At 40.5% G+C, this 22,867-nt stretch carries 15 protein-coding genes; 13 read left to right on the forward strand and 2 right to left on the reverse strand.

The window, feature by feature from the left end:
* Positions 1-232: 232 nt before the first annotated feature.
* From ACKTT2_RS12205 to ACKTT2_RS12250, 10 genes are all read left to right on the forward strand, one after another.
* On the forward strand, positions 233-1,234 hold the full coding sequence (locus ACKTT2_RS12205; protein WP_407887082.1) for a PRC-barrel domain-containing protein: 1,002 nt from the start codon (positions 233-235) through the stop codon (positions 1,232-1,234).
* Positions 1,235-1,794: 560 nt separating this feature from the next.
* Positions 1,795-1,941 carry a hypothetical protein gene (locus tag ACKTT2_RS12210; RefSeq protein ID WP_407887084.1) on the forward strand — a complete coding sequence of 49 codons (147 nt, stop codon included), beginning with the start codon at positions 1,795-1,797 and terminating at the stop codon, positions 1,939-1,941.
* 163 nt (positions 1,942-2,104) lie between these two features.
* Entirely contained in the window at positions 2,105-2,332 is a 228-nt protein-coding gene (locus ACKTT2_RS12215; protein WP_407887086.1) for a hypothetical protein, read from the forward strand.
* Positions 2,322-2,738 carry a putative toxin-antitoxin system toxin component, PIN family gene (locus ACKTT2_RS12220; protein ID WP_407887088.1) on the forward strand — a complete coding sequence of 139 codons (417 nt, stop codon included), beginning with the start codon at positions 2,322-2,324 and terminating at the stop codon, positions 2,736-2,738. The genes ACKTT2_RS12215 and ACKTT2_RS12220 overlap by 11 nt, the downstream gene beginning before the upstream one ends.
* Before the next feature lie 388 nt (positions 2,739-3,126).
* On the forward strand, positions 3,127-5,634 hold the full coding sequence (locus ACKTT2_RS12225) for a two-partner secretion domain-containing protein (protein ID WP_407887140.1): 2,508 nt from the start codon (positions 3,127-3,129) through the stop codon (positions 5,632-5,634).
* Positions 5,635-6,087: 453 nt separating this feature from the next.
* Positions 6,088-8,646: a CHAT domain-containing protein gene (locus ACKTT2_RS12230; protein ID WP_407887090.1), complete on the forward strand. Its 2,559-nt coding sequence runs from the start codon at positions 6,088-6,090 to the stop codon at positions 8,644-8,646.
* Between the two features lie 184 nt (positions 8,647-8,830).
* Positions 8,831-9,691: a DUF928 domain-containing protein gene (locus tag ACKTT2_RS12235; protein WP_407887092.1), complete on the forward strand. Its 861-nt coding sequence runs from the start codon at positions 8,831-8,833 to the stop codon at positions 9,689-9,691.
* Between the two features lie 97 nt (positions 9,692-9,788).
* The gene (locus ACKTT2_RS12240; protein WP_407887142.1) at positions 9,789-12,698 is read left to right on the forward strand and encodes a CHASE2 domain-containing protein; all 2,910 of its coding nucleotides are present in this window, start codon (positions 9,789-9,791) and stop codon (positions 12,696-12,698) included.
* Positions 12,695-13,990 (forward strand): sensor histidine kinase, encoded by a 1,296-nt coding sequence (locus ACKTT2_RS12245; protein WP_407887094.1) that lies wholly within the window; start codon positions 12,695-12,697, stop codon positions 13,988-13,990. Before ACKTT2_RS12240 ends, ACKTT2_RS12245 begins: the two co-directional genes overlap by 4 nt.
* Positions 13,991-14,180: 190 nt before the next feature.
* Complete coding sequence (locus tag ACKTT2_RS12250; protein ID WP_407887096.1) at positions 14,181-14,420, forward strand: hypothetical protein; 240 nt, start codon at positions 14,181-14,183, stop codon at positions 14,418-14,420.
* A gap of 369 nt (positions 14,421-14,789) precedes the next feature.
* Here the strand turns inward: ACKTT2_RS12250 and ACKTT2_RS12255 are convergent, their stop codons facing one another.
* The gene (locus ACKTT2_RS12255) at positions 14,790-16,490 is read right to left on the reverse strand and encodes a tetratricopeptide repeat protein (RefSeq protein ID WP_407887099.1); all 1,701 of its coding nucleotides are present in this window, start codon (positions 16,488-16,490) and stop codon (positions 14,790-14,792) included.
* A 513-nt stretch (positions 16,491-17,003) separates the two neighbouring features.
* Here ACKTT2_RS12255 and ACKTT2_RS12260 point away from each other — a divergent pair.
* Positions 17,004-17,894 carry a phosphate/phosphite/phosphonate ABC transporter substrate-binding protein gene (locus ACKTT2_RS12260; protein WP_407887100.1) on the forward strand — a complete coding sequence of 297 codons (891 nt, stop codon included), beginning with the start codon at positions 17,004-17,006 and terminating at the stop codon, positions 17,892-17,894.
* A gap of 22 nt (positions 17,895-17,916) precedes the next feature.
* Positions 17,917-18,804 (forward strand): phosphate/phosphite/phosphonate ABC transporter substrate-binding protein, encoded by an 888-nt coding sequence (locus ACKTT2_RS12265; RefSeq protein ID WP_407887102.1) that lies wholly within the window; start codon positions 17,917-17,919, stop codon positions 18,802-18,804.
* Between the two features lie 234 nt (positions 18,805-19,038).
* Here the strand turns inward: ACKTT2_RS12265 and ACKTT2_RS12270 are convergent, their stop codons facing one another.
* A complete protein-coding gene (locus ACKTT2_RS12270; RefSeq protein WP_407887104.1) occupies positions 19,039-20,646 on the reverse strand; it encodes an iron uptake porin in 1,608 nt (535 codons plus the stop codon).
* Between the two features lie 286 nt (positions 20,647-20,932).
* Between ACKTT2_RS12270 and ACKTT2_RS12275 the strand changes: the two genes are divergently transcribed.
* Positions 20,933-22,768 carry a sensor histidine kinase gene (locus tag ACKTT2_RS12275; protein WP_407887106.1) on the forward strand — a complete coding sequence of 612 codons (1,836 nt, stop codon included), beginning with the start codon at positions 20,933-20,935 and terminating at the stop codon, positions 22,766-22,768.
* Positions 22,769-22,867: the final 99 nt, after the last annotated feature.

A 22,867-nucleotide genomic window follows, 5' to 3' on the forward strand; every position in this document is an offset into this window, starting at 1 on the left:
AGAACGATTAGCTAAAATGATTAAGCAACAGGCGCAACAAGCGCAATTTATTGTTGTCAGTTTGCGCCGACCGATGATAGAATCAGCCGAACGCACAATCGGCGTGACTCAAGCAAGAGGAGCGTACACCCAAGTTTTGGGTATCAAGTTACAATCCCACCAAACAAATGCTTGAGTTTTTGATAATAATAGTGTATAGACAACCGGATTCGAGATCAGGACTCGGTATATAATGACCTCCGAACAAATTATTAGACGTTCCGATATTTTAAACACCCAGGTAATCACCCGCGATAACGGCAAACGGCTTGGCATTATCAGCCAAGTTTGGATCGATGTCGATCGGCGAGAGGTTGTGGCTCTGAGCTTGCGAGACAGCCTGATCTCTATTTCTGGTGTACCACGTTATATGTATCTCAATAACATCAATCAAATTGGCGATGTCATCTTGGTTGATAATGAAGATGTCATAGAAGATATTGAAGTCGAGTTGTACAGCAACATAGTCAGCTGGGAAGTTATTACAGAAACAGGAGACGTGTTGGGTAAAGTACGGGGCTTCAAATTCAACGGGGAAACCGGAAAGCTTTACACCATCACAATTGCATCATTAGGACTACCGCAAATTCCCGACCAATTTCTCAGTACTTACGAGATTTCCGTAGACGAAATTGTCAGCACCGGACCAAATCGACTGATTGTATTTGAAGGCGCAGAAGAGCGAGTGACCCAACTGACAGTTGGTTTGTTAGAGCGTTTGGGTATTGGTAGAGCACCTTGGGAACGTGAAGACGCAGACGAATATGGTGGAGGTTATGCTTCCCGCACCATAGCACCCAGCAATCAATTACCACCCGGTGTTCCCTTAGAGCAACCAAAGCCAAAAATTACCCGCGCACCCGAACCCGTCATGGAAGAGCGATGGGATGAGGATTATTATGAAGAAGAACGTCCTCAGCGTCGGGTGATGGAAGCACGACAGTATGAATCCGTGCAATACGAAGAAGAGGAAGAAGATAATTGGAGTGAGGCGACGGGTCAAGATAGGTATAATACACAACCCAAGTACGAATCGAAGCCGAAAAATCCCAAGCCATATACCAATGATTATGATGATTATGACGATGATATAGACGGTGATGCTTGGGCTGATAGCGAACCGCCAAAACCCGTAAATATTCCTAAGAAGATTAAGGAAAGACAGCCAGAGTACGAAGAAGAAGGCGGATATTAATTTGATTTAACCCACCTCCTCTGATTTAGCCCACCTCGTTCCCAGGCTCCGCCTGGGAATACCTTTCAAGAGGCTCCGCCTCCCGATTAAACCTTCAGGAAATCAATACCTCTGTCACTTCTTACCTCTGCGTGCTCTGTGCCTCTGCGGTTAAATAAATGACTTTTGAACCGCAGAGTACGCAGAGTACGCAGAGGAGAAAGATGAGGAATTGTAAGGCGATTTCCAAAAATGAATGGGCTCCACCGATCTAGGAATAAACTGCTCAAGATGTACGAAACGTTTTACCAATTCATCCAGCAGCTTTTACCTCGATTCAAAATCGACATCATCCAGCTTGAGCCGCTATTAGAGAGCGGAAAAATTCCGAAAGGGCAATTTTTATCCTACGAAGGTGAAGTGTGGACACAATACTGCAAGGGCTGAGGAAATTGTAGGTTGGGTAGAGCGAAGCGCAAAACCCAACAAATGCTGATAAATGTTGGGTTTCTCAAATTCGCGTAATGTAGTTTGATTCATTAGTCCAGCTTTATGTAGCTGTTTACCAGAAAAATTGCGAAGTGACAGCACAAATTCCACCCTCACCAGAGGTTATTGTCCAAGCAACTTCTTGGCGACGCAACGCTGATGGTATTGAGTTAGTTGCAGATGAATATCCTACTAATATGCAACAAGCATTAACCTGTGCTGCTGTTCCTCAGAGTTAACTGTTACAAGTGACAAAACTTCTCACGAGGTTTTATGATAGAAACTGAAGATATTAATAATTTTCATGCGGAGTACCAAGCAATATGGGACGATCTAAGCCAATCTTGGATCGGTTCAGTGGAAACAGGAAAAATCCTGAAACTTCATTAAATTTAGTAAACTATGGAAACAAAACCCATTACCGTTCGCGTCAACGTGGAAGCAGCCCGTATCTTTGAAACGGCACCGGAGGAGCAAAAGCGTAAAATTGAGGCATTACTCAGCATAAAATTGACTCAAGCAACTCGTGAAAAAAGAACACTGGAAGAAGTCATGAGTGACATCAGCCAGAAGGCGCAAGAGCGAGGATTGACACCAGAAATTTTGGACTCAATTTTGAATGAGCAGTAAAGCACGTTACGTTTTTGATACAAATGTAATTGTGAGTTCATTGCTGTTTGAGAACGGTAATCCCTCGAAAGCGTTTCGATATGCTTTGAAACACGGAGAAGTTTTGTTATCACTTGAGTTGTTAGAAGAACTTAGTGATGTGCTTGGGCGGGAGAAATTCAATCGCTTTGTAACGAGTGAAGAGCGAGAGGAGTTTTTGGAGACATTTGTTGAGCGGGCGATACTGGTTGAGATTATTGAAAAAGTTCAGGAATGCCGCGATCCGAAAGATGACAAAATTTTAGAACTGGCATTAAATGGAGGAGCGGAGTATATTGTCAGCGGCGATAAGGATCTGCTGGTGCTTAATCCATTTCGTAATGTGAAGATAGTCACAGCAGAGGAGTTTTTGAGAGCAGTGGATTAAATTAAAGGTAATAGAATCGTAAAAGTGCGGTGGATTATTCACTCAAGAAAGTCTTCTAACTGCTCCTAGTGGACGTATTGTGCTAGGGAGTGTTGCTGCAACTAGTCAAGTAGGAGCAGCATTGACTTGGCTGGTGAGGTGGTTGTGGTTGCGATCGCGTTAATTATCCTTTGCAAACTAAATGTGGAACAGCTTAGCATTCGCGCTCCTTATCGGGGAAATGGGGGGATCTGTAACTCGTGAAATCCCATGAGTTAATTGCAGATAAATATCCTGCAAATATACAACAAGTCTTAACCTGTGCTGCGGTTCCGAAAAATTAATAATGTTATCAATAATGCCATTGAGGGAACTCTAACTTTACATCCAACAAAGGAAGTTTTTGGTGATGAGAGTTGTTCCCTTTCTCTTTATATTAATAAGCGGGTTATTCACTCAAGGAATGCCGTTAAGCGCAATCGCTCAGGTGACATCTGATGGAACTACTAACACCACTGTCAACTCAAACGGTGAGAATTTTACTATTCTTAATGGTTTGGAAAAAGGTAATAATTTATTTCATAGCTTCCGTGAATTTTCTGTACCGACAGGTGGGTCAGCTACCTTTAATTTAGTGAATACGCCAAATATTACAACTATATTTAGTCGGGTGACGGGTGGAAATGTTTCTCATATTGATGGCTTGATTCGCACGATAAACAGTAGTAACCCGGTAAATTTATTTTTGCTCAATCCAGCTGGTATTCTGTTTCACGCCAATGCCAAATTAAATATCGGCGGCTCATTTGTTGGTAGCACAGCTAATAGCATCAAGTTTGCCGATGGTGCTGAATTTGGCATTTCCTCGACCTCTAACACACCACTTCTCACCCTGAGTGTACCGATTGGGTTGCAGTTTGGGACAAACCCAAAACCGATTCACGTTGAAGGTACGGGACACAACCTGACAAAGCTAAATCCTTTGAATCAAAGTAACTCGCCCATTACTCCACAAAGCCATCTCACAGGATTACAGTTAGAAGTACAGCCAGGAAAGACTCTGGCTCTGATTGGTGGAGATATCAATTTGGTAGGAGGTACTCTAAAAGCTATTAGCGGACGAATTGAGTTAGGAGGCGTTGGTTCTGGAATAGTCAGCTTGAACCCAGTAGCGCAGGGCTGGACTTTTGGCTACGATAATGTGCAGAGTTTTCGGGATATTCGCTTTTCACAAAAAGCCCTAGCTAATGCCAGTGGTTTTGGTGAAGGAGCCATCCAAATCCAAGGAGCGCGTGTCAGTTTCATCAATGGATCGGTTGCGCTTATTCAAAACTTAGGAGCACAATCCTCTGGAGACATTAACGTCCGAGCTTCCGAATTAGTTGAGTTGATTGGAGTCGATCCCGATAGACCTATAATAAATAGCGCTTTGCGGACTGAAACCTTGAGTGCTGGTAATACTGGGAATATTACAGTTACAACTAAGCAGTTGGTTCTTGAAGAAGGAGGAAGAATCAGTTCCTACACCTATGGCTCTGGAGCATCTAGCAAGATCTCTTTAGAAGTCGCCGATTCATTAAAACTGCTGGGCTTCTCCTCACTTTCTGGTAGTTCCAGTGGCATTGCTAGCGTAACCTATAGCTCTGGTCGTGGAGAGAATATTGATATATCAACCAAAGAGTTAACTATTCTGAATGGAGGCTCAATTTCAGCAGCAACCCTCAGTCGTGGTGCTGCTGGGAACGTGATTATCAAGGCGGCTGAGTTAATAGAATTAAGTGGATTTATACCAGGCTCATTTGTCCCAAGTTCGATCAGTTCTCCATCTCTGTTTACTGGTTCTGCTGGTAATGTAAGGCTTGATACTAAGCGACTCATTGTCACCAATGGGGGCAGAATTGATTCCTCTACCATTACAAGTGGCAAAGGCGGTAATTTATCGATCGATGCGACTGACTCTATTGAGGTCAGAGGTATGGTGCCCGGTTCCCGCAATCCTAGCTTGATTAGCGCCTCTGCCAGTATCCTAGATGAATCGCTACGCCGACAATTTGGACTTCCACCCGCACCCTCTGGAGACTCTGGTAGCCTGACAATTAATACAGGTAAATTAAGTGTGGCAGATGGTGCATTAATCAACGTCCAGAACGAGGGAAGCGGTAACGCCGGGGTGTTAGGCATCAACGCTGATTCTATTTTCCTGAGCGATCTTGGCAGCATCACCGCCTCGGCAAAGTCTGGTGAAGGTGGTAATATCAACCTGCAAGTGCAAGATACTGTGCTAATGCAACGGAATAGCCAAATATCAGCCGAAGCAGGCGGTATAGGCAACGGTGGCAATATTACAATTCATGCTCCCTTCATCATTGGACGGGAAAACAGCGACATTATCGCCAACGCAATCCAAGGAAATGGCGGTAACATTAACATTACCACCGAAGGTATTTTTGGCTTAGAATTCCGCGATCGCTTAACTCCTGAAAATGACATCACAGCTAGTTCTAAATTTGGCGTCAATGGCATGGTTCAAATCAAAAACATCGGCATTGACCCCAGTTCCGGCTTAGTTGAATTACCTGTAAACTTAGTCGATTCATCACAACAAATTGCGACAGGTTGTTCTCATAATACAGGCAGCAGTTTTGTGGCAACGGGAAGGGGTGGAGTACCTCTAAATCCCAATCGACAGGTGACGAGCGATGTCTACGACGGGCTGCGCCAAAGCACTTGGTCTGACATCCGCGACTTATCTGTTTACCAGAAAAATGGTGAAGTCACAGCACAAATTCCCACATCGCCAGAAATCATTGAAGCGACTTCTTGGCGACGTAATGCTGATGGCATTGAGTTAGTTGCAGATAAATCAAGAGCAAATATACAACAAGCATTCACTTGTGCTGCGGTTCCCAGGAATTAATTTTTCTGGATACTCAAAAGTGCTCTCTGCTAGCAGTTTTCAATTGGGTGCAATACACTTAAATGATTAAGGAACCGCAGATGAACGTAGATGAACGCAGATAAATCTGTACTTCATTCAAGCGGGCTAGAAGCCCGCACCACAAAATATTTTGGGAGATTTTTTGGGAGCATCCCAATTTGGCACATTGCCCTCAGAATAGAATTCTGGGGCTATACAATCTAAGTCCGCCTGCGCGGACTTCATATTAAGTCCACGTAGGTGGACTTTGTTTGTATAGCGGCGATTTCAATCGCAGGTGTGTTTTTTCCAAATTGGGATGCTCCCGATTTTTTTATTTGGAAGTTTCTAAAGTGATAGATCCTATTCTTTGTTGGGAACCATACATAATATAGGATTCCTAGCACTCTTGTGCTGCCAATAAAAATGAGTTATCGGTCTTGGTAATTATTTATGGCTTTCCGAATTAAACAAAATCGTTGGTTATATGTCAGTCTAAGTATTATAAGTTTATGTTTAGCATTTATCATTACACCTGTCAAAGCATCTCCTCAAGAAACTGCACTTATAACAGCAACCCCTACGTCTTTGTCCCAATCGACTAACTGGCTTGAGGAAGGACGAAAACTTTACTCTATGGGGCGCTTTGCGGAAGCTGTGAAGGCTTGGCAAACAGCAGTGCAACAGTATCAAGCTTCAAGCGATCGCATAAACGAAGCCCTAAGTTTAAGTTATCTTTCACTGGCACAACAAGAACTCAATCAGTGGGAAGCTGCTGGAAAATCTATCGAGCAAAGTGTAAAACTTTTACAAACGTCTAAACCCTCTACCGATGCGATTATCTGGGCACAAGTACTGAATACACAAGCAAATTTACAACTCCGTATAGGTAAAGCTGAAATTGCCCTTGCCACCTGGCAACAAGCTCAAAAATATTACGAGCGATCGGGTGATAAAATGGGAAGCTTGGGCAGTCAAATTAACCAGACACAAGCATTACAAAGTCTGGGATTTTACCGTCGCTCCCGACAACAATTAGAAGAACTTACACAAAAATTGGCAGCAATGCCAGATTCAGATGTTAAAGTGAGTGGGTTAAGATCGCTGGGTATGGCTTTGCACGCAAGCGGTGATGGCAAAAGTCAAGAGGTGTTGGAGCAAAGTTTAGCGATCGCAAACAAAATTGCAGCCGAAACCCAGTTAAGTTCTATTCTTTCGAGTTTAGGAAAAAATGCTTCTGATTTGCAAGACCCGGAAGCAGCATTTGATTACTTTGAGCAGGCAGAAAAAGCAGCCACCAACCCGAACGATGAGTTAGAAGCACGTTTGGCTCGTTTCAAATTGTTGGTGAATTACGACAAACTTGAATATGCTATTAAACTCGCACCTCAATTGCGACAACAACTGGAAAAACTACCACCCAGCCATAATTCCCTTTATGCCACGATTAATTTTGTGGCTACCTTAAATCGATTGTCCAAGCCCGATGAAGTTCTACCAATTCAGGACTTGGCACAACTTATGGCAGCGACAGTCAAGTCTGCACAACAGATTCAGGATGCGACTGCAGAAGCTCATGCACTGTATCAATGGGGACAACTTTACCGTCGCACCCAACAGTGGTCTTACGCTGAAAAATTAGCTCAGAAATCCTTGAATATTGCCCGTCAATTGCAAGCTGACGATATTATTGCTCAATCGGCATGGCAGGTAGGACAGTTGTATAAACAACAGGGCGATCGCAAAGCAGCGATTTCCGCCTATACCGAAGCGGTTAAGTCCTTAAAAGCGCTGCGTTCCGATTTAAGTGCCGTTAACTCTAGTATGCAGTTCTCTTTTCGTGAAAGTGTCGAGCCTGTCTACCGGGAACTAGTCAGTTTACTTCTAGATGAGCAACCAACTCAGGTAGCACTCATGCAAGCCCGTGAATTAATTGAGTCACTGCAAGTCGCCGAACTTGATAACTTTTTCCGGGAAGCTTGTTTGGACAAAGCACAGCAGATTGATAAAGTTGACCCACAAGCAACGGTCATTTACCCGATTATCTTAAGCGATCGCCTAGCGGTGATTCTCTCCAAAACGGGAGAACCTCTGCGTTATTATGCGATTCGCAAATCCCAAGCAGAAATTGAGCAAACTCTCGATAATCTGCTAGTTGCCCTCAACCCTGTTTCAGATTCTCAAGACAGAGAGCGACTCACCCAAAAAATCTATGATTGGTTGATTCGTCCTGCCGAACAAGAACAAATTTTTAAAGATACTAAGACACTGGTATTTGTTTTAGATGGTAAGTTACGTAATATTCCCATGGCTGCTTTGCATGACGGTAAGCAATATCTGATTGAAAAATATGCTATTGCCCTCTCGCCCGGATTGCAACTCATGGCTGCCCAATCTCTTAAGCAAAACAAAATTAATGCGATCGTCGGTGGTATCAGTCAATCTCATGCTGGTTTTGCTGCCTTACCTGCAGTGGAATCGGAAGTCAAGCAAATTTCCCAGACAGTCCCATCTGACCTGTTACTAAACCAAAAGTTAACAAGTCTTGCCTTATCCGAGCGGGTAAAATCAAGTCGTGCCGATATCGTTCACCTTGCAACCCACGGACAGTTTAGTTCGCGGCTTGAAGATACCTTCTTACTAACATGGGATGGGCAAGTTAATGTGAAGGAATTATCCGAACTGCTGAAAAATCGGGGTAGTAATTCATCAAAAGCAATTGAATTGCTAGTACTGAGTGCCTGCGATACCGCGACAGGAGACGATCGCGCTGTCTTGGGACTTGCAGGTTTAGCGGTCAAATCCGGTGCCCGTTCCACCATTGCCACCCTATGGCCTGTCAAAGATAAGGCAGCAGAAATGCTGATGATTCACTTCTACAAGCAACTACGACAACCCAAAATTACCAAAGCCGAAGCACTGCGACAAGCGCAAATAAACTTGATTCGCCAATCAGATTTTCGCGACCCGTTCTTTTGGTCTACTTTTGTTTTGGTTGGGAATTGGCTTTAATTACGTAATTTCACTAATTAATAATTTATTAATTTATACTACTTTTATAGTAACAGAGAGAATAATTGCTTATAAATAATAATGTATATACGTTCTTTGAAGAGGGAATCTCAAACAAACTGAATACTGCAAGCTCAATGTACGTTTTTATCAAAAAGTTACCAGAATTAAGAGGTGAAACATCATGAAATACCGATATTTAGCTAGTGCATTGAGCGTTATCGCTCTAGTTACTAGCAGTGTTAGTATAGACAGCAGTGCCTACGCTGTAACATTTACTCCACCAACCAATAATGGCGCTCCCAATCAAGCAACGGGAGGAGCTTCTCGTGGTAATCTGTTTACCCCAGTCAAAGGTAACGACGCTCCCCAACAAGCAAGTGGAGGAGCTTCTCGTGGCAATCTGTTTACTCCAGCCAAAGGTAACGGTACTCCCCAACAAGCAAGTGGAGGAGCTTCTCGTGTTGGCACTTACCAGTTGAATCCTTCAACTTTAGCAGCAACAGGCCCAAATGCGCTTATTGCACTCCTACCCCAAAGTTTTTATGGCACAACGGTGTCTGAACGTCCGACTGTGATAGTGTATATCCCTGCTTCTAATGCTCGAGAAGCTGTATTCAGCCTTAAGGATGAAACTGGTGAAACTCAGCACCAAATGACCATTCCAGTTGCTGGAAGAACAGGGGCGATCGCAATTAAATTACCTGCTGATGCACCAGCTTTAACCGTTGGTAAAAATTATCAATGGTTCTTGGCGCTGAAAATCGACGGACAACTCGGTCCGAGTACGCCCTATGTTGATGGTTGGATTCAACGCATTCAACCCAATGCTGAATTAGCAAGGGCAATGCAAGAGCAAGACGCATTGAAGCGGGCAACTGCTTTTGGTAAACATGGAGTTTGGTATGACTGTGCAGCAACGCTTGGTGCCTTACAGGCAGAACAACCCAACAATGCAACCATTATGAAGCAATGGGAAGAACTTCTGACTTCAGTTAACTTGAAAGAGATTGCAACGGCTCCAGTCGTGATGTCTGTAAAGTAAGAAACACAGTATTGGTGAGATCGTGCCTTATATATTACGTAAATTGGGTTTCGTTCCTCAACCCAACCTACTCACCAAAATAAATACATTGTATGGTATGTGGCGCAAACTTCAGGCTTTTATTCACAGCACTCGCAGCGTTTTGATTATTACTCCTAGTGTTGCCCTAACAGTTACGATTGGGCAATTGTTAGGGCTTTTCAATTTACCAGAATGGAAACTCCGCGATGAATGGGTACGGCTCCAATCTCGCTCGGAAATAGCTGATGAAATTGTCATTGTCACCATTGACGAGCGCGATATTCAATCGGTGGGTAAATGGCCTGTTCCTGACTGGTCATTGGCAAAATTATTAGAAAAAATTAAAGAACAACAACCTCGTTCCATTGGTTTAGATTTATACCGGGATTTGCCAGAAGGAAGCGGTCACGAGCAACTCGTTCAAGTCTTTCGCACGACTCCTAATTTGATTGGAGTTGAAAAAATAACTGGCGAACGGGTCAATCCTCCACCAGAATTGAAAAAACACGATCGCGTAGGATTAGCTGATTTTGTGCTGGATGGCGATCGTCATGTGCGTCGTGCCCTACTGACAGCAATCGATGCAAAAGAAGAGGGTAAAATTAAAGCGGGATTAGCAACTCATGTAGCGCTCAAGTACCTGGAAGCTGAAAAAATTACCTTAGAAAGTATTGACGAGAAACAGCAGAAGTTTCGATTAGGAAAAGCAGTCTACCAGCCCCTCAAAGATCGGGAAGCAGGCTATAGTGATACCGATGTCGGAGGATATCAAATTTTACTCAATTGGTATGGTTCGGAAACTGCTTTTCGTAAAGTTACCATGCGCGATGTCTTAGCAGGAAAAATTCCAGCAAATTTAATGCGCGATCGCATGGTATTTATTGGCTCAACTGCTGCTAGTACCAATGACTTTTTTAGCACGCCCTTCAGTTCCTCCTTGATATCTGCTCAAAAACCTACTCCTGGTGTAGTTATTCACGCTAATATTGCTCTCCAATTGGTACGAGGAGCAAAAACAGGTAAAACTAATCTTCAAGGAATTTCTGGTATCTTTTCGTCTTTCTGGATTGTTTTGTGGTCTATTCTTGGTTCTGGAGGGAGTTTGTGGTTAGCCAGTGCGCGTAGTCGGTGGCTTCTTCCCGGTGGCAAAATTCTTTGGGCAACTATAGGTTTGAGTGGAATATCAATTGGGGGTAGTTACTGCATATTTTTATCTGGTGTTCTAATTCCAGTTACGCCTGCTCTAATTGCTTTTATTAGCAGTGTCATTGCAATGACAAATGCCTACAAACAGAAGAAGTTAGAAGAAACAAACCAACAATTAGAAATTGCCAACAGTCAACTTTTAGATTATTCCAAAACCTTGGAGGTAAAAGTAGAAGAGCGAACCCGCGAACTGCTTGAGGCAAAGCAAGCGGCTGATGCTGCTAACCAAGCAAAAAGCGAGTTTCTTTCAAATATGAGCCACGAGCTACGCACGCCACTCAATGGTATCCTTGGTTTTGCTCAGGTATTAGCACAATCTCCTAACTTAACAGAGAAAAATCAGGAAAAAGTCAGCATTATCCATCAATGTGGTTCGCACCTGCTGATGCTAATCAATGACATTCTCGATCTTTCAAAAATTGAAGCTCGTAAATTGGAATTAGTCACTACTACTGTTCATTTGCCTAGTTTTTTACAAAGTGTAACTGAGATTTGTGGTATCCGAGCCGAGCAGAAAGGGATTCATTTTAATATTTTAATTAGCGACAGCCTTCCACTTGCTATTGAAACAGATGAAAAGCGACTGCGGCAAGTTTTAATTAATTTGTTAGGTAATGCAATCAAGTTCACGAACAACGGTGGCGTGACATTTAAAGTAGAGGTACTGGGGACTGGGGACTGGGCAAGAAATTTATTCCCAATCGCCAATCGCCAATCCCCATTGCCCCTTATCCCCAGAGGGGGCCCCGAGTTTCCCATTGCCCCTTATCCCCAGAGGGGGCCCCGAGTTCCCCATTGCCCCTTATCCCCAGAGGGGGCCCCGAGTTCCCCAATCGCCAATATTCGCTTCTTAATTGAAGATACGGGTGTGGGGATGTCATCAGACCAATTGGAAAAAATCTTTTTGCCTTTTGAGCAAGTGGGTTTCGCCGGACAGCGTTCTGAAGGTACAGGCTTGGGATTAACTATCAGTCAAAAAATTGCAGCATTAATGGGAAGCCAAATTCAGGTGCAGAGTCATCTAGGAGAAGGGAGTTTGTTTTGGTTGGACTTGACAGTCCCCCTTGCTCGCGAATGGAATAAAGGTAAAACTGCTTTGACTCAACAGAAAATCATTGGAGTTCGAGGCGATCCACCTCAAGTTCTGATTGTTGATGATGATGACAACCACCGTTCCATACTGACCAACTTGCTGCAAGAAATTGGTTGTCGAATTTTGGAAGCGATTGATGGTAAACAGGGATTACAATTGGCAACTGAATATAAACCGGATATCATTCTACTGGATTTAGCCATGCCCAATATGAATGGCTTTGAATTAATGGTTCACCTGCAAGCGCATTCACAAACCAGTTGTATTCCTATTATTGTCTCTAGCGCTAATGTGTTTGAGTCAAATCGACAGCAGAGTTTACAAGCAGGAGCAACAGCATTTGTAGGCAAACCTCTTCAAATAGATGAATTATTCAATGCGTTGCGCTCGGTGCTAAAAGTTGACTGGATATACGTCCAATCAACACCAGAGCAGTTAGCTTCCCAGCCCGATAAAGTCACCAATAGTCAGTTTATTTTGCCATCCCAGGAAGTGTTGCAACGACTATATCACTTAGCCATGATGGGAGATATTTTAGAAATTGAAGAAATATTAGACGAATTGGTTAAGAAAAATCAACAGCTAGATCCCTTCGTGACTGAGTTGAGCAAACTTACCACTAATTTCCAAACGGCCAAAATACGTAAAATGCTCAAATCTTTTGTAACTATGGAGTCAAGCCAATGATCGATGATGCTCTCTCAAAGTCATTACGTATCCTTTTAGTAGATGACAATCCAAATAATTTGAAGGTGCTATTAGAAGCAATTCAGAGATGTGGGTGGAAAGCCCTTATGGCTACAGATGGAGAATCAGCTATCGAACAAACGGAATACGCCCTTCCCGATCTCATTCTTCTCGATGTGATGATGCCTGGTATTGATGGATTTGAAACTTGCCGTCGGCTAAAATCTAATTCGATGACAGAGAATATTCCAGTTATTTTTATGACTGCTTTATCCGATTCTACAGATAAAGTGAAAGGTCTAGAAATTGGTGCAGTTGACTACATCACCAAACCTTTTCAACAGGAAGAAGTCATTACCAGATTAAAACTACATCTAAAAATTTCCCATCTTACCCGTACTTTAGAACAACGGGTGCAAGAACGTACAGCAGAATTAACTCAATCTTTACAACAGTTACAACAAACCCAACTGCAAATGATTCAGAGCGAGAAAATGACAGCATTGGGTAATTTAGTAGCAGGGATAGCCCACGAAATGAATAATCCCCTTGGTTTTATTTCAGCTTGCCTCAAACAAGTAAAACCAAATATTAACGATATTATGGAACATTTACAACTTTATCAAAAGAGTTTTCCAGTACCTAGTGAAGAAATTATTAATCATGCTAGTGAAATCGATTTGGATTATTGTATAGAAGATTTATCTAAAATGACTGATTCAATGCTCGTGGCTTGCGATCGCATTATAAATATTAGCAATAGTTTAAGGACTTTTTCTCGGGACGATCGAGAATATAAACAGCCCTTCAATTTACATGAAGGTATCGATAGTACAATTTTAATTCTCAAACATCGTCTCAAAGCCAATGATAAACGTCCCGCAATTGAGGTATTCAAAGAGTACGGTAATATACCTCAACTTCAGTGCTTTCCCGGTCAAATAAACCAAGTATTCATGAATATTCTAGCAAATGCCATTGATGCCTTGGATGCTTTTAACGTCGATCGCATTTTTACAGAAATTACAGAGCGTCCCAACCGCATTACAATTACAACACTTGCAGTTGATAAACAGGTAACAGTAATGATTGCTGATAATGGTATTGGTATGAGTGAGGAAGTAAAACAACGTATATTCGACCACTTATTTACTACCAAAGGAGTTAACCAAGGGACTGGGTTGGGATTAGCGATCGCAAAACAAATTATTTGCGATAAGCACAACGGAGAAATTGACTGTTTGTCAATCCCTGGTGAAGGAACAAAGTTTGTCATTACACTGCCAATTTAAACTTTTTTAGCAAGACTAAAGACAAAAAGAAATTAAAGAATTATTGTATTTACCATTCAAAGCATTAGTTTAAAAAAGATCTATCTATGGATAGAAATGTTTATCATCCTATGGATAGCTGCGATCGCACTAAAAATTTACATAATTTCAGTGTTAAGAACTTTTTCTATTTCTATCAATGGTTCGGCTAATGCAAAGAAAATTTCCTCGAAAGGTTGAAGACAAGGAAACGATATACTACTCAGAGCTACTCAGATACGGTGTCGAATACAGTAAAGCAGCAACAGCTGCTAAAATTTTGTCTTCTGGAAAACCAGATGAGCTTTTGACACGTGGAGAAATAGAACTTGTCAATGATGTTTGCGAAGAGTGGTTGGCAAAGCACAAGCGCCACAAACATTTGAATCCGCTTTTAGCAAAGTATAAGTAGTCTTAATGCATCTACCGACCCATTGAAATGAACCGCATCAGGCGCAGAGGACACAGAGGAAAGAGGAGAGGAAGATCGGTAATCTTATGGCGGAAAGGGAGTAATTAATTGTTAGTTAGGATTTTTGTGTCTACCATTGTATCAAGATCCCCCCTAGCCCCCCTTAAAAAGGGGGGAAGAACTCTCCCTTAAAAAGGCTGCGGCGTACACACAAGTTTCCTGAAGTGCCTTCTTGCAGTTTCGATCTCCCCTAGCCCCTCTTAAAAAGGGGGGAAAATCCTTAAAGTTCCCCTTATTTAAGGGGAGAAAATCCTTAAAGTCCCCCTTATTTAAGGGGGATTTAGGGGGATCTCTAAAGATGTATATACACTAAAAATTTAAAATATCTAAAGAGTCTTCTATCTCTAAATCGAGAACTCTTTCCCGTGCATTTTTGTGTTCTTCTAATTTACCTTGTTTGCGATAGAAATCTGCTGCTCTCTGAAAATCTTCTAGAGCTTCTTGCTTATTTCCTAAATTTAAATGAGTATGACCCCGGTTGAAATAAGCATCAGCATCCTGAGAATTATTTTGAATAACTTGAGTGTAATCCTTAATAGCTTCTTCGTAATCTGCTAGATCGTAACGAGCATTAGCACGGTAGTAAAGAATCTTAATATCTTGAGGGTTTTTCTTAATTGCTTGAGTGTAATCCTCAATTGCTCCTTTGTAGTCACCCGCATCATGACGAGAGTGACCGCGCTTTTTATAACTGTCAGCGTCAGTAGGTTGAACTTCAACAACAGGAGAGAATCCTTGCTTGTCTTTTAGCAGGTTGGGATTCATCTTCATTGCTTGAGTATAATCTTCTAACGCGCCTTGACGATCGCCCACATGAGAACGCACATCAGCACGGTTTTTGTAAGCAAAAGCATCATTGGGATTTATTCTAATGGCTTGGGAGTAATCGGCGATCGCTCCTTCATAATCTCCTAAATGATAGCGAGCTAAACCGCTTCTATTGTAAACTTTACCGTAATAAGGATTTATTCTAATGGCTTGGGAGTAATCAGCGATCGCACCTTCATAATCCCCCAAATGATAGCGGGCTAAACCACGTTTGTAATAAATGATGACATCTTTGGGATTGCGTTGTAAAACTTCATTGTAAGCTGCGATCGCATCATCATACTTTCCTTTCTCAAAGTATTCATCGCCCAGTTTTACATAAAGCTGACTTAATTCTTCATTTCGCGGAGGAGAATAACTATTTTCTTCTCGATATAAATTAGACTTTATCGACTGAGGTTTGGGTTGCGCTTCAGGAATTTCGTATTGACTTCTTTCCCGGCGTAAGATGACCGATGAAATTTCTTCTTCCCCGCGCCCCTGCACCTCTGCACCCCTGCTACCCAAACGTTCGGGTGGGAAAGGAGTAGAAGGATATCTATAAATAGGAGGTTGTTGTCGGGGAAAGTTATCATCTGTAAAAGTTTGTAACTGTTCTAAATAGCAACGCAATCCTCCGCCATACATTAGTTGTTCCATGCCAAATGTAACTTTGCCTGTCCTCAGCTTAATCATTTGGGTAGGAAGAAAGCCAGCTAAGTAGAGATGATACTCTGGTTGTGCTTCATTCACCTCTTCTTGAATCAAAATGCAAACAACCACTGCATTTTTTTTCACTTCTTCGATACTAATAGACCATCTAGCTTTATCAAGATTGCCATGGCGAGATTTAACAGCAATGCCAACAGAAGAGTCAAAAGTCAGTGTAAAATCAACTTTGCCATCGCCACCAAAGCGTTTGTCATAATCGACTTCCGTGATAAAGTCTGCCAAACGTTCTTTAACAACTTCTTCCCCTAACTTTCCTTTGAGGTTGCTAATAAACACATCACGAACGGGAGAAGTACGTTTGTATTTCTCAGCCATCTGCCAGCAAAACTCCCGTAGTGACTTTAATCTCTCACCAGAAATAACTGTTAATTCGCTATGTTGCCCTTCTGTTTCGCAATGCAGCAAACGACCAGATGAGAATCTTTTGATAAAATCTGTCTGTAGCGATCGCAGTAGGGTAATCCAGTCCATTTATTGTTTTGCGAATCTTGATTAACAAGTTATTTTACAAAAATAACAAACTGGTGTAAACCTATCTTCACTATACTCTCTCTTTAAGGGGACTAGTTCCGATCTTGATACAACAGTATACTTTACAAACATCTTTTAATAATCATAAATCATTTAGGAAAAATTTTAAGTGCTGTAGGTAGGGCTATGCCGCACAAAAGTATAATGTGGTGGGCTGTCTTCCCTACCTACTACGTACACTTCAAAAATTAAATAGGATTCCTATCACCGGCGACCTCCAGCATAACAATATCAGTGATACCACTGTACTTTTTTTGCGTTAAGGACATTATTATATGATAAACCTATCATTATTTTGATTGAAAAATATTTTTTCAGTCTATATCAAACTACTTATTTTTCCTAAGAAATAACTCCTATCTTTTCAAAAAGAACATATTAATTTGCTCTATTAGTTTTCAAGTATTAAAAAATTTTTGTCTGAAATTATTATTTGATGAACTTCTTAAATAAATGAAACGACGTAACTTTATTTGGTATTCTCTTTTATTTAGTAGTGGTTGCACGGCTGTTAAGAATCTGAATAATATTTCTAAGAAATCAGTTAGCGATTTTCCAAAAAAACTAAGGTTTACAGTAACCGATGTTAAAGGTTCTCAAGAATTACAGCGAGATTATGGAGCTTTTCGGACTGTATTAGAGGATATATTAAACATAAAAATAGAATTTTTTCCGGTAGAAAGTTTCATAGCAGCAGCACCAGCCTTGCAATTAAGTCAAGTGGATCTAGTTCTTGCAGGTCCATCAGAATATGTCATTTTAAATGCTAGGGCAAAAGCACTTCCAGTCGTTGCTCTTACAAGACCAAAATACTACCCAGTTATTGCTGTTCGTGCTAATAGTGGTATCAAGTCCATAACTCAATTGAAAGGCAAAAAAATTGCTATGCGAGCCAAGGGAGGAACTGCGGGACATATTTATCCAACGAAGCTTCTTCTTGATGCTGGGTTAGATCCAAAATCTGATGTTAAACTTCTCTTTTTAGGAGATCGGGGAATGGAAGCCTTGAAAAAAGGAGAGGTTGATGCTATTGCACGCTCTTTTTCAGGATATGAAAAAGCTTTGAGAGATGGGGGTTTATCGGCAACAGAGTTTCCAGCGATCGCAATTGGACCGCCTTTGCCTAGTGATGTATTTGTTGTTAGTAACAACCTCGATTCAGCTTTCATAGAACGCATACAAAATTTGATGCTCAAACATCAAGATAAGTTGCTTAAAGCTATTTTAGTATCTCCATCAAACGAGCAATTTCAAGGTTCTAAAATGACTGCTGTTGTTGATGCTGATTATAATATTATTCGTAAAGTTTACAAAGCAATAGGGGAAGGAGACTTTATTAATTAAAGTAGGTTTAAAATAAAAACTTATGAATAGACGACCATTTATCTACAATTTTTTCCTATTTATTGCTGGTTGTACAACAACTAAAAGATATAATAGTTTTTCTAGAGAATCTGCTGTTAGCTTACCTAAAAATATTAGATTTACAGCAACAGATGACCAAACTATAGAAAATATACAGGAGAGTTTTAGTAATTTTAAAATAGCACTAGAGCAGGTCTTAGAAACAAAGATAGAGTTTGTAGCAGTAAAAAATTATATTGCTGCTGCAACTGCCTTACAATCAGATCGAGTGGATCTAGTTTTACTTGGACCGTCTGAATATGCAATCGTTCGTGCAAGAACTCAAGCTATTCCCCTGACTGCTATTACTCGTCCCAATTACAACTCACTCATTCTTGTTTCAAAGCATAGCACTATCAAGTCAATAGCACAGTTGAAAGGAAAAAAAATTGCTTTGGGAGATTTAGGAGCACCAGGTAGTCATATTAGTCCATTGAAGATGCTGATAGATGCTGGATTAAATCCTAAGTCTGATGTTGAAATAGTTAACTTGGGAGAAACAGATCGCTTTAGGGCTTTAAAAAAAGGTGAAGTTCACGCATCAGCATTTTCAAACAATACATACAATAGAGAAGTGTTAGACAAAAAAGCAGAGAGTGAGTTTTCAATCTTAGCGCAAAGCCCGCCTTTACCTAACGATGTTTTTATTCTCAATAGTAAATTTGAACCTGCTGTTGTGGAGCAGATTAGATCGCGTATGCTAAAGAATCAGGATAAACTTATTCAAGCTCTAATAGTTGGGCGCAAGAACAAAAAATACAAACAATCTCGGTTTACTCCTGTCAATGATACTGATTACAATATGATTCGCGAAGTTTATCGAGCAATAGGACAAGGTGCGTTTTTTTAGGGAGTAGGGAGTAGGGAATACTTTGTAAGAGGATGTTTGAAAAGTTATGATTCATGTATTAAATATTTTTTACCCCACCCTAACCCTCCCCTTAGAAAGGGGAGGGAACTGAATTTTTTTTGTTTCAATAATCTGCATAAATCGCATAAGCAGGAATTTCAACTTGGAAAGGGGAGGGAACTGAATTTTTCTTGTTTCCCCCCTTTCCCAGGGGGGACTAAGGGGGGTAATAATTTAAAACTTAAAGGTAGTCCGAATAACTCCTACAAAAATACTATCATTGTTGTTGTTATGTTCTGGATTAGTAATTACAAATAATCCGGGAGTGATGGACATGTTATCTGCAACTTGTAATCGGTAAAAACCTTCTATATGTAAAGAAGTTCCTCGATCTGATACTTGGCTGCTTTCTATAACTTTTGGTGGCATACCAATAACAATACCAGCAAGATTACCTTTCCCGCCTAAGTCTCGTAAAGCTAAAGTCACGGCATAGTTAAAAATATCCGCACGATCGTTACTCACTTCTGACTCTACAAAGGAGTAGCCTACCCATCCAGAGACAGTCAATTTAGGATTTATACGTCCGCTTATTTGTAAGCCAAAAGAATCTGCTGAAGTGGCGACGTTACCAAAAGGTCTTCTAGCGTTAGCACTACCGGTGTTACCTGTAAGGTTAACACCACTACTACCACCTCCTGCATAGTATGAGCGAATGTAAGTTAAGCCCATGTCTAAATTTTTGATTGGCTTAAAGGAGAATTGCGCTAAAGCACCGTAGTTACCATTAAACAACCCGTTTTTATCGGTAGAATCATTAGCATCACTCGCAAGATAGGCCAAAGAGAGGTTAGTAAACTTGCTTAATTCATAGTTAATACCTACTCCTGTTCCATCAGATGCTCGGTAAATAGGGTTAAATCGCCCAAAGCGAGAAATACTACCACTTCCAGAACTTTCTAAGGGATTGAAGGTGTTGACAAAATCGTTCAATTTCCCCTCAACAGCAACCAGAGTGACTTTAACTTTATTGCCTATGGGAAAGTAATAGTACAAGTCATCTAGTCCGACTTTGTTGTCCTCGTCTCCATCAAATCCCAACCGAGTCATCCTTGTACCCGTGACACCACCTTGAAACTCAGTCATGTTTCTAGCTTGCAAGCGAACTCTCAAAAGGTCTTTGCCAGTAAAGCTAGTATCAAAATTGAGTCGCACGCGATTGCTCAATATAATATTATCTTTCAAGTCTGAGTTATTATTTGGATTGCTATCTCTATCGGCTGCATCATTACCAAAAACACTAGCCACAGAAAAAATTGCTTCACCCGTTAGTTTAGTAGTGGTTGAAAACTGGTTCGTTTGTAGCTCGCTTGTACGAGATTCTAATACGTTTATGCGCTCGCGAAGCTGAACGAGTTCTGTAGCAAATTCTTTTTCCAGCTTTTGAAGTGTGGTTAAATCTTCTTTAGTTATTAGAGCGACTGTTGCGGTGGTAATCAGTTCATTGATTCGAGCTAAACAAGCATTTAAGCCAGCAGCAAATTCGTATCGTGTTATTACCCGCTTACCCCGATAACTACCATCAGGATATCCAGCGATACAACCATACCGTTCTACTAGAGATTGCAATGCAACAAAAGCCCAATCTGTAGGTTGTACATCTGATAACTGAGAAACAGAGGTAACCTGTAGTTGATTATTTTGGGAATCTGCCCCGCTATTCGTAAGATTTTGGTTTGGGACTGATACTTCAGCTATAACTGTTGAAAGTGAGACAACAAAAGTTGCGATCGTAACAGTGGGGCTGAGCAGCAAAGAATTTAGCCAAATTCTTGATATCACTTGCTCGCTGGTAATCTATAAGAATAATATGTAATTTAATAATTAAGGGTTACAATGCCATCCGAATCTATACTTATATTTTTGATATATGCTTTCAACTACTTAAGTGCATTCCCCACCCAACTTGTATTTCACAAATCAAATAAGATTGCTATCTTTTTGATGATATCCGTAATATTACTACTGTCTTAATATTTAAGTATTTAGTAGCATGATTAGTATATAAAAATTCTAAATATAGACTTCTTGTAGCTCTCTTGATTCCTTATTTAGCCAGATAAAAAACATGCAATTTCGTAGTTATAGTTCTGCTTTGAAAAACTTAGAAAGTACAGCGAAAGAGAAGCTTTTATGGCTAACAGTTTTCTTCAACCGAATTAATGACTTCATTAATGGTCTAAGTATTGCCAGAAAAATTGGTTATGGATATTCTATGTCAATCGGTCTTGCAATTTTAGGAACAACAAGTGGATTAGTCATTGCCGACTATTACGAAAAACAAGCTCAATTGCAGCTAGAGCTAGCCGACCGACAAGAAGATATGTTAAGAAGTTTAGAAAATGCGGTGATAACAACACAATTACATCCGCAGCGATTAGTAACAGTTATCGAAGATTCTGTTTGGTTAGAATTTGAAAAAGATAAATTCTTAGCTAATGTAGATCGAGTCAAGTTAGATTTAGCCGAACTTGAAGTTTTTATTAAACAAAATCCCCATCGGGCAGCAGTAGAACCGGAAGAGTTAAAAAAGCTTTTAGGAAAATATCAATTAACTACAGAATTATACACAAATTTTGTCAAAATCTTTTGGGCAAAAATAGATTCTTCTAAATTAGATTTTTCTAAATCTTCAAGCGATCGCAGTGAATTACTGGTTATTATGAAAGGGCAAGAAGCGGCTCGTATTAATGTGAGTTTTGAATTGCTTTCAGAAGAGTTAAGTCGAATTTTAATACGAGCTAAAAATCAAAAGCAACAGGCAAATATCAGTTTTACTAATGCTCAAGCACTACGATTGCAAATTATTATTGGAAGTATGGTATTGTCAGTTGCGATCGCAGCAGCATTGGCACTCTATACTAGTAGAGGAATTGCCCGTCCTCTACTTGCGGTTACTGATGTTGCTAGAAAAATTACGCAAGAAAAAGATTTTGACCTCAGATCTCTCATCACAAGTACTGACGAAATAGGGACACTTGCAACTTCACTCAATCAATTAGTCCAATGGGTGGGAGATTATACCCACGAACTAGAAATTTCTCACCAAACTTTAGAACAACGAGTAGAAGAACGAACCCAAGAACTGAAACTTGCACTGCAAGATTTACAAGCAACTCAAGGTCAACTCATTCAAACAGAAAAAATGTCATCCTTGGGTCAGATGGTAGCAGGAGTTGCCCATGAGATTAATAACCCGGTTAACTTTATTTATGGTAATCTCGAATGCGCTAGTTATTATTTTCGTGACTTACTCGATTTAATATATTTATATCAGCAGCAATATCCCAACCAAACGAAAATTCTTGAAGAAAAGATTGAAGAAATAGACTTAGACTTTATCAGTGAAGATTTGCTAAAAACGCTTTCTTCTATGAAAATAGGCGCACAACGCATTCGAGAAATAGTATTATCTTTGCGAAACTTCTCTCGCTTAGACGAAGCTGAGATGAAAGAAGCTAATATTCATGAAGGTATAGACAATACATTGTTAATTCTCAATCATAGAATTAAACAAAATATTGAAATTATAAAAAATTATGGAAACTTACCTTTCATTGAATGCTATCCAGCACAACTCAATCAAGTTTTTATGAATATTTTAAATAATGCAATAGATGCATTAGATGAGAGTCATAGTAAACACAAAAAAATTGCGATCGAGACATCAATATTAAATAACAAGCAAGTAAAAATAGCAATTAAAGATAATGGAAATGGAATTCCTTCAGAAATTAAAAATAAACTTTTCGATCCGTTTTTTACAACAAAACCAGTAGGAAAAGGGACTGGTTTGGGATTAAGTATTTGTTACACAATTATTGAAAAGCACAAGGGCAGTATTGAAGTAGTTTCAGACCTTGGAAAAGGAACCGAATTTATACTGACTTTACCAATTAGGTAGTGATTGGGGACTGGGGACTGGGGACTAGGAGGAAAAGGGAGACAAGAGGGATAAGGTAGAAAGGAGGACTTTTTTCCCAATCCCCAATCGCCAATCCCC

The sequence above is a fragment of the Scytonema hankhaensis NUACC26 genome, from assembly GCF_045865695.1.
In the GTDB taxonomy this organism is placed as follows: domain Bacteria; phylum Cyanobacteriota; class Cyanobacteriia; order Cyanobacteriales; family Nostocaceae; genus Scytonema.

Bases quoted from the DNA above. Each gene is read 5' to 3' on its own strand.
- ACKTT2_RS12205 (WP_407887082.1), top strand. From the start codon at position 233: ATGACCTCCGAACAAATTATTAGACGTTCCGATATTTTAAACACCCAG.
- ACKTT2_RS12215 (WP_407887086.1), top strand. From the start codon at position 2,105: ATGGAAACAAAACCCATTACCGTTCGCGTCAACGTGGAAGCAGCCCGT.
- ACKTT2_RS12220 (WP_407887088.1), top strand. From the start codon at position 2,322: ATGAGCAGTAAAGCACGTTACGTTTTTGATACAAATGTAATTGTGAGT.
- ACKTT2_RS12225 (WP_407887140.1), top strand. From the start codon at position 3,127: ATGAGAGTTGTTCCCTTTCTCTTTATATTAATAAGCGGGTTATTCACT.
- ACKTT2_RS12230 (WP_407887090.1), top strand. From the start codon at position 6,088: ATGGCTTTCCGAATTAAACAAAATCGTTGGTTATATGTCAGTCTAAGT.
- ACKTT2_RS12235 (WP_407887092.1), top strand. From the start codon at position 8,831: ATGAAATACCGATATTTAGCTAGTGCATTGAGCGTTATCGCTCTAGTT.
- ACKTT2_RS12240 (WP_407887142.1), top strand. From the start codon at position 9,789: ATGTGGCGCAAACTTCAGGCTTTTATTCACAGCACTCGCAGCGTTTTG.
- ACKTT2_RS12245 (WP_407887094.1), top strand. From the start codon at position 12,695: ATGATCGATGATGCTCTCTCAAAGTCATTACGTATCCTTTTAGTAGAT.
- ACKTT2_RS12250 (WP_407887096.1), top strand. From the start codon at position 14,181: ATGCAAAGAAAATTTCCTCGAAAGGTTGAAGACAAGGAAACGATATAC.
- ACKTT2_RS12255 (WP_407887099.1), bottom strand. From the start codon at position 16,490: ATGGACTGGATTACCCTACTGCGATCGCTACAGACAGATTTTATCAAA.
- ACKTT2_RS12260 (WP_407887100.1), top strand. From the start codon at position 17,004: ATGAAACGACGTAACTTTATTTGGTATTCTCTTTTATTTAGTAGTGGT.
- ACKTT2_RS12265 (WP_407887102.1), top strand. From the start codon at position 17,917: ATGAATAGACGACCATTTATCTACAATTTTTTCCTATTTATTGCTGGT.
- ACKTT2_RS12275 (WP_407887106.1), top strand. From the start codon at position 20,933: ATGCAATTTCGTAGTTATAGTTCTGCTTTGAAAAACTTAGAAAGTACA.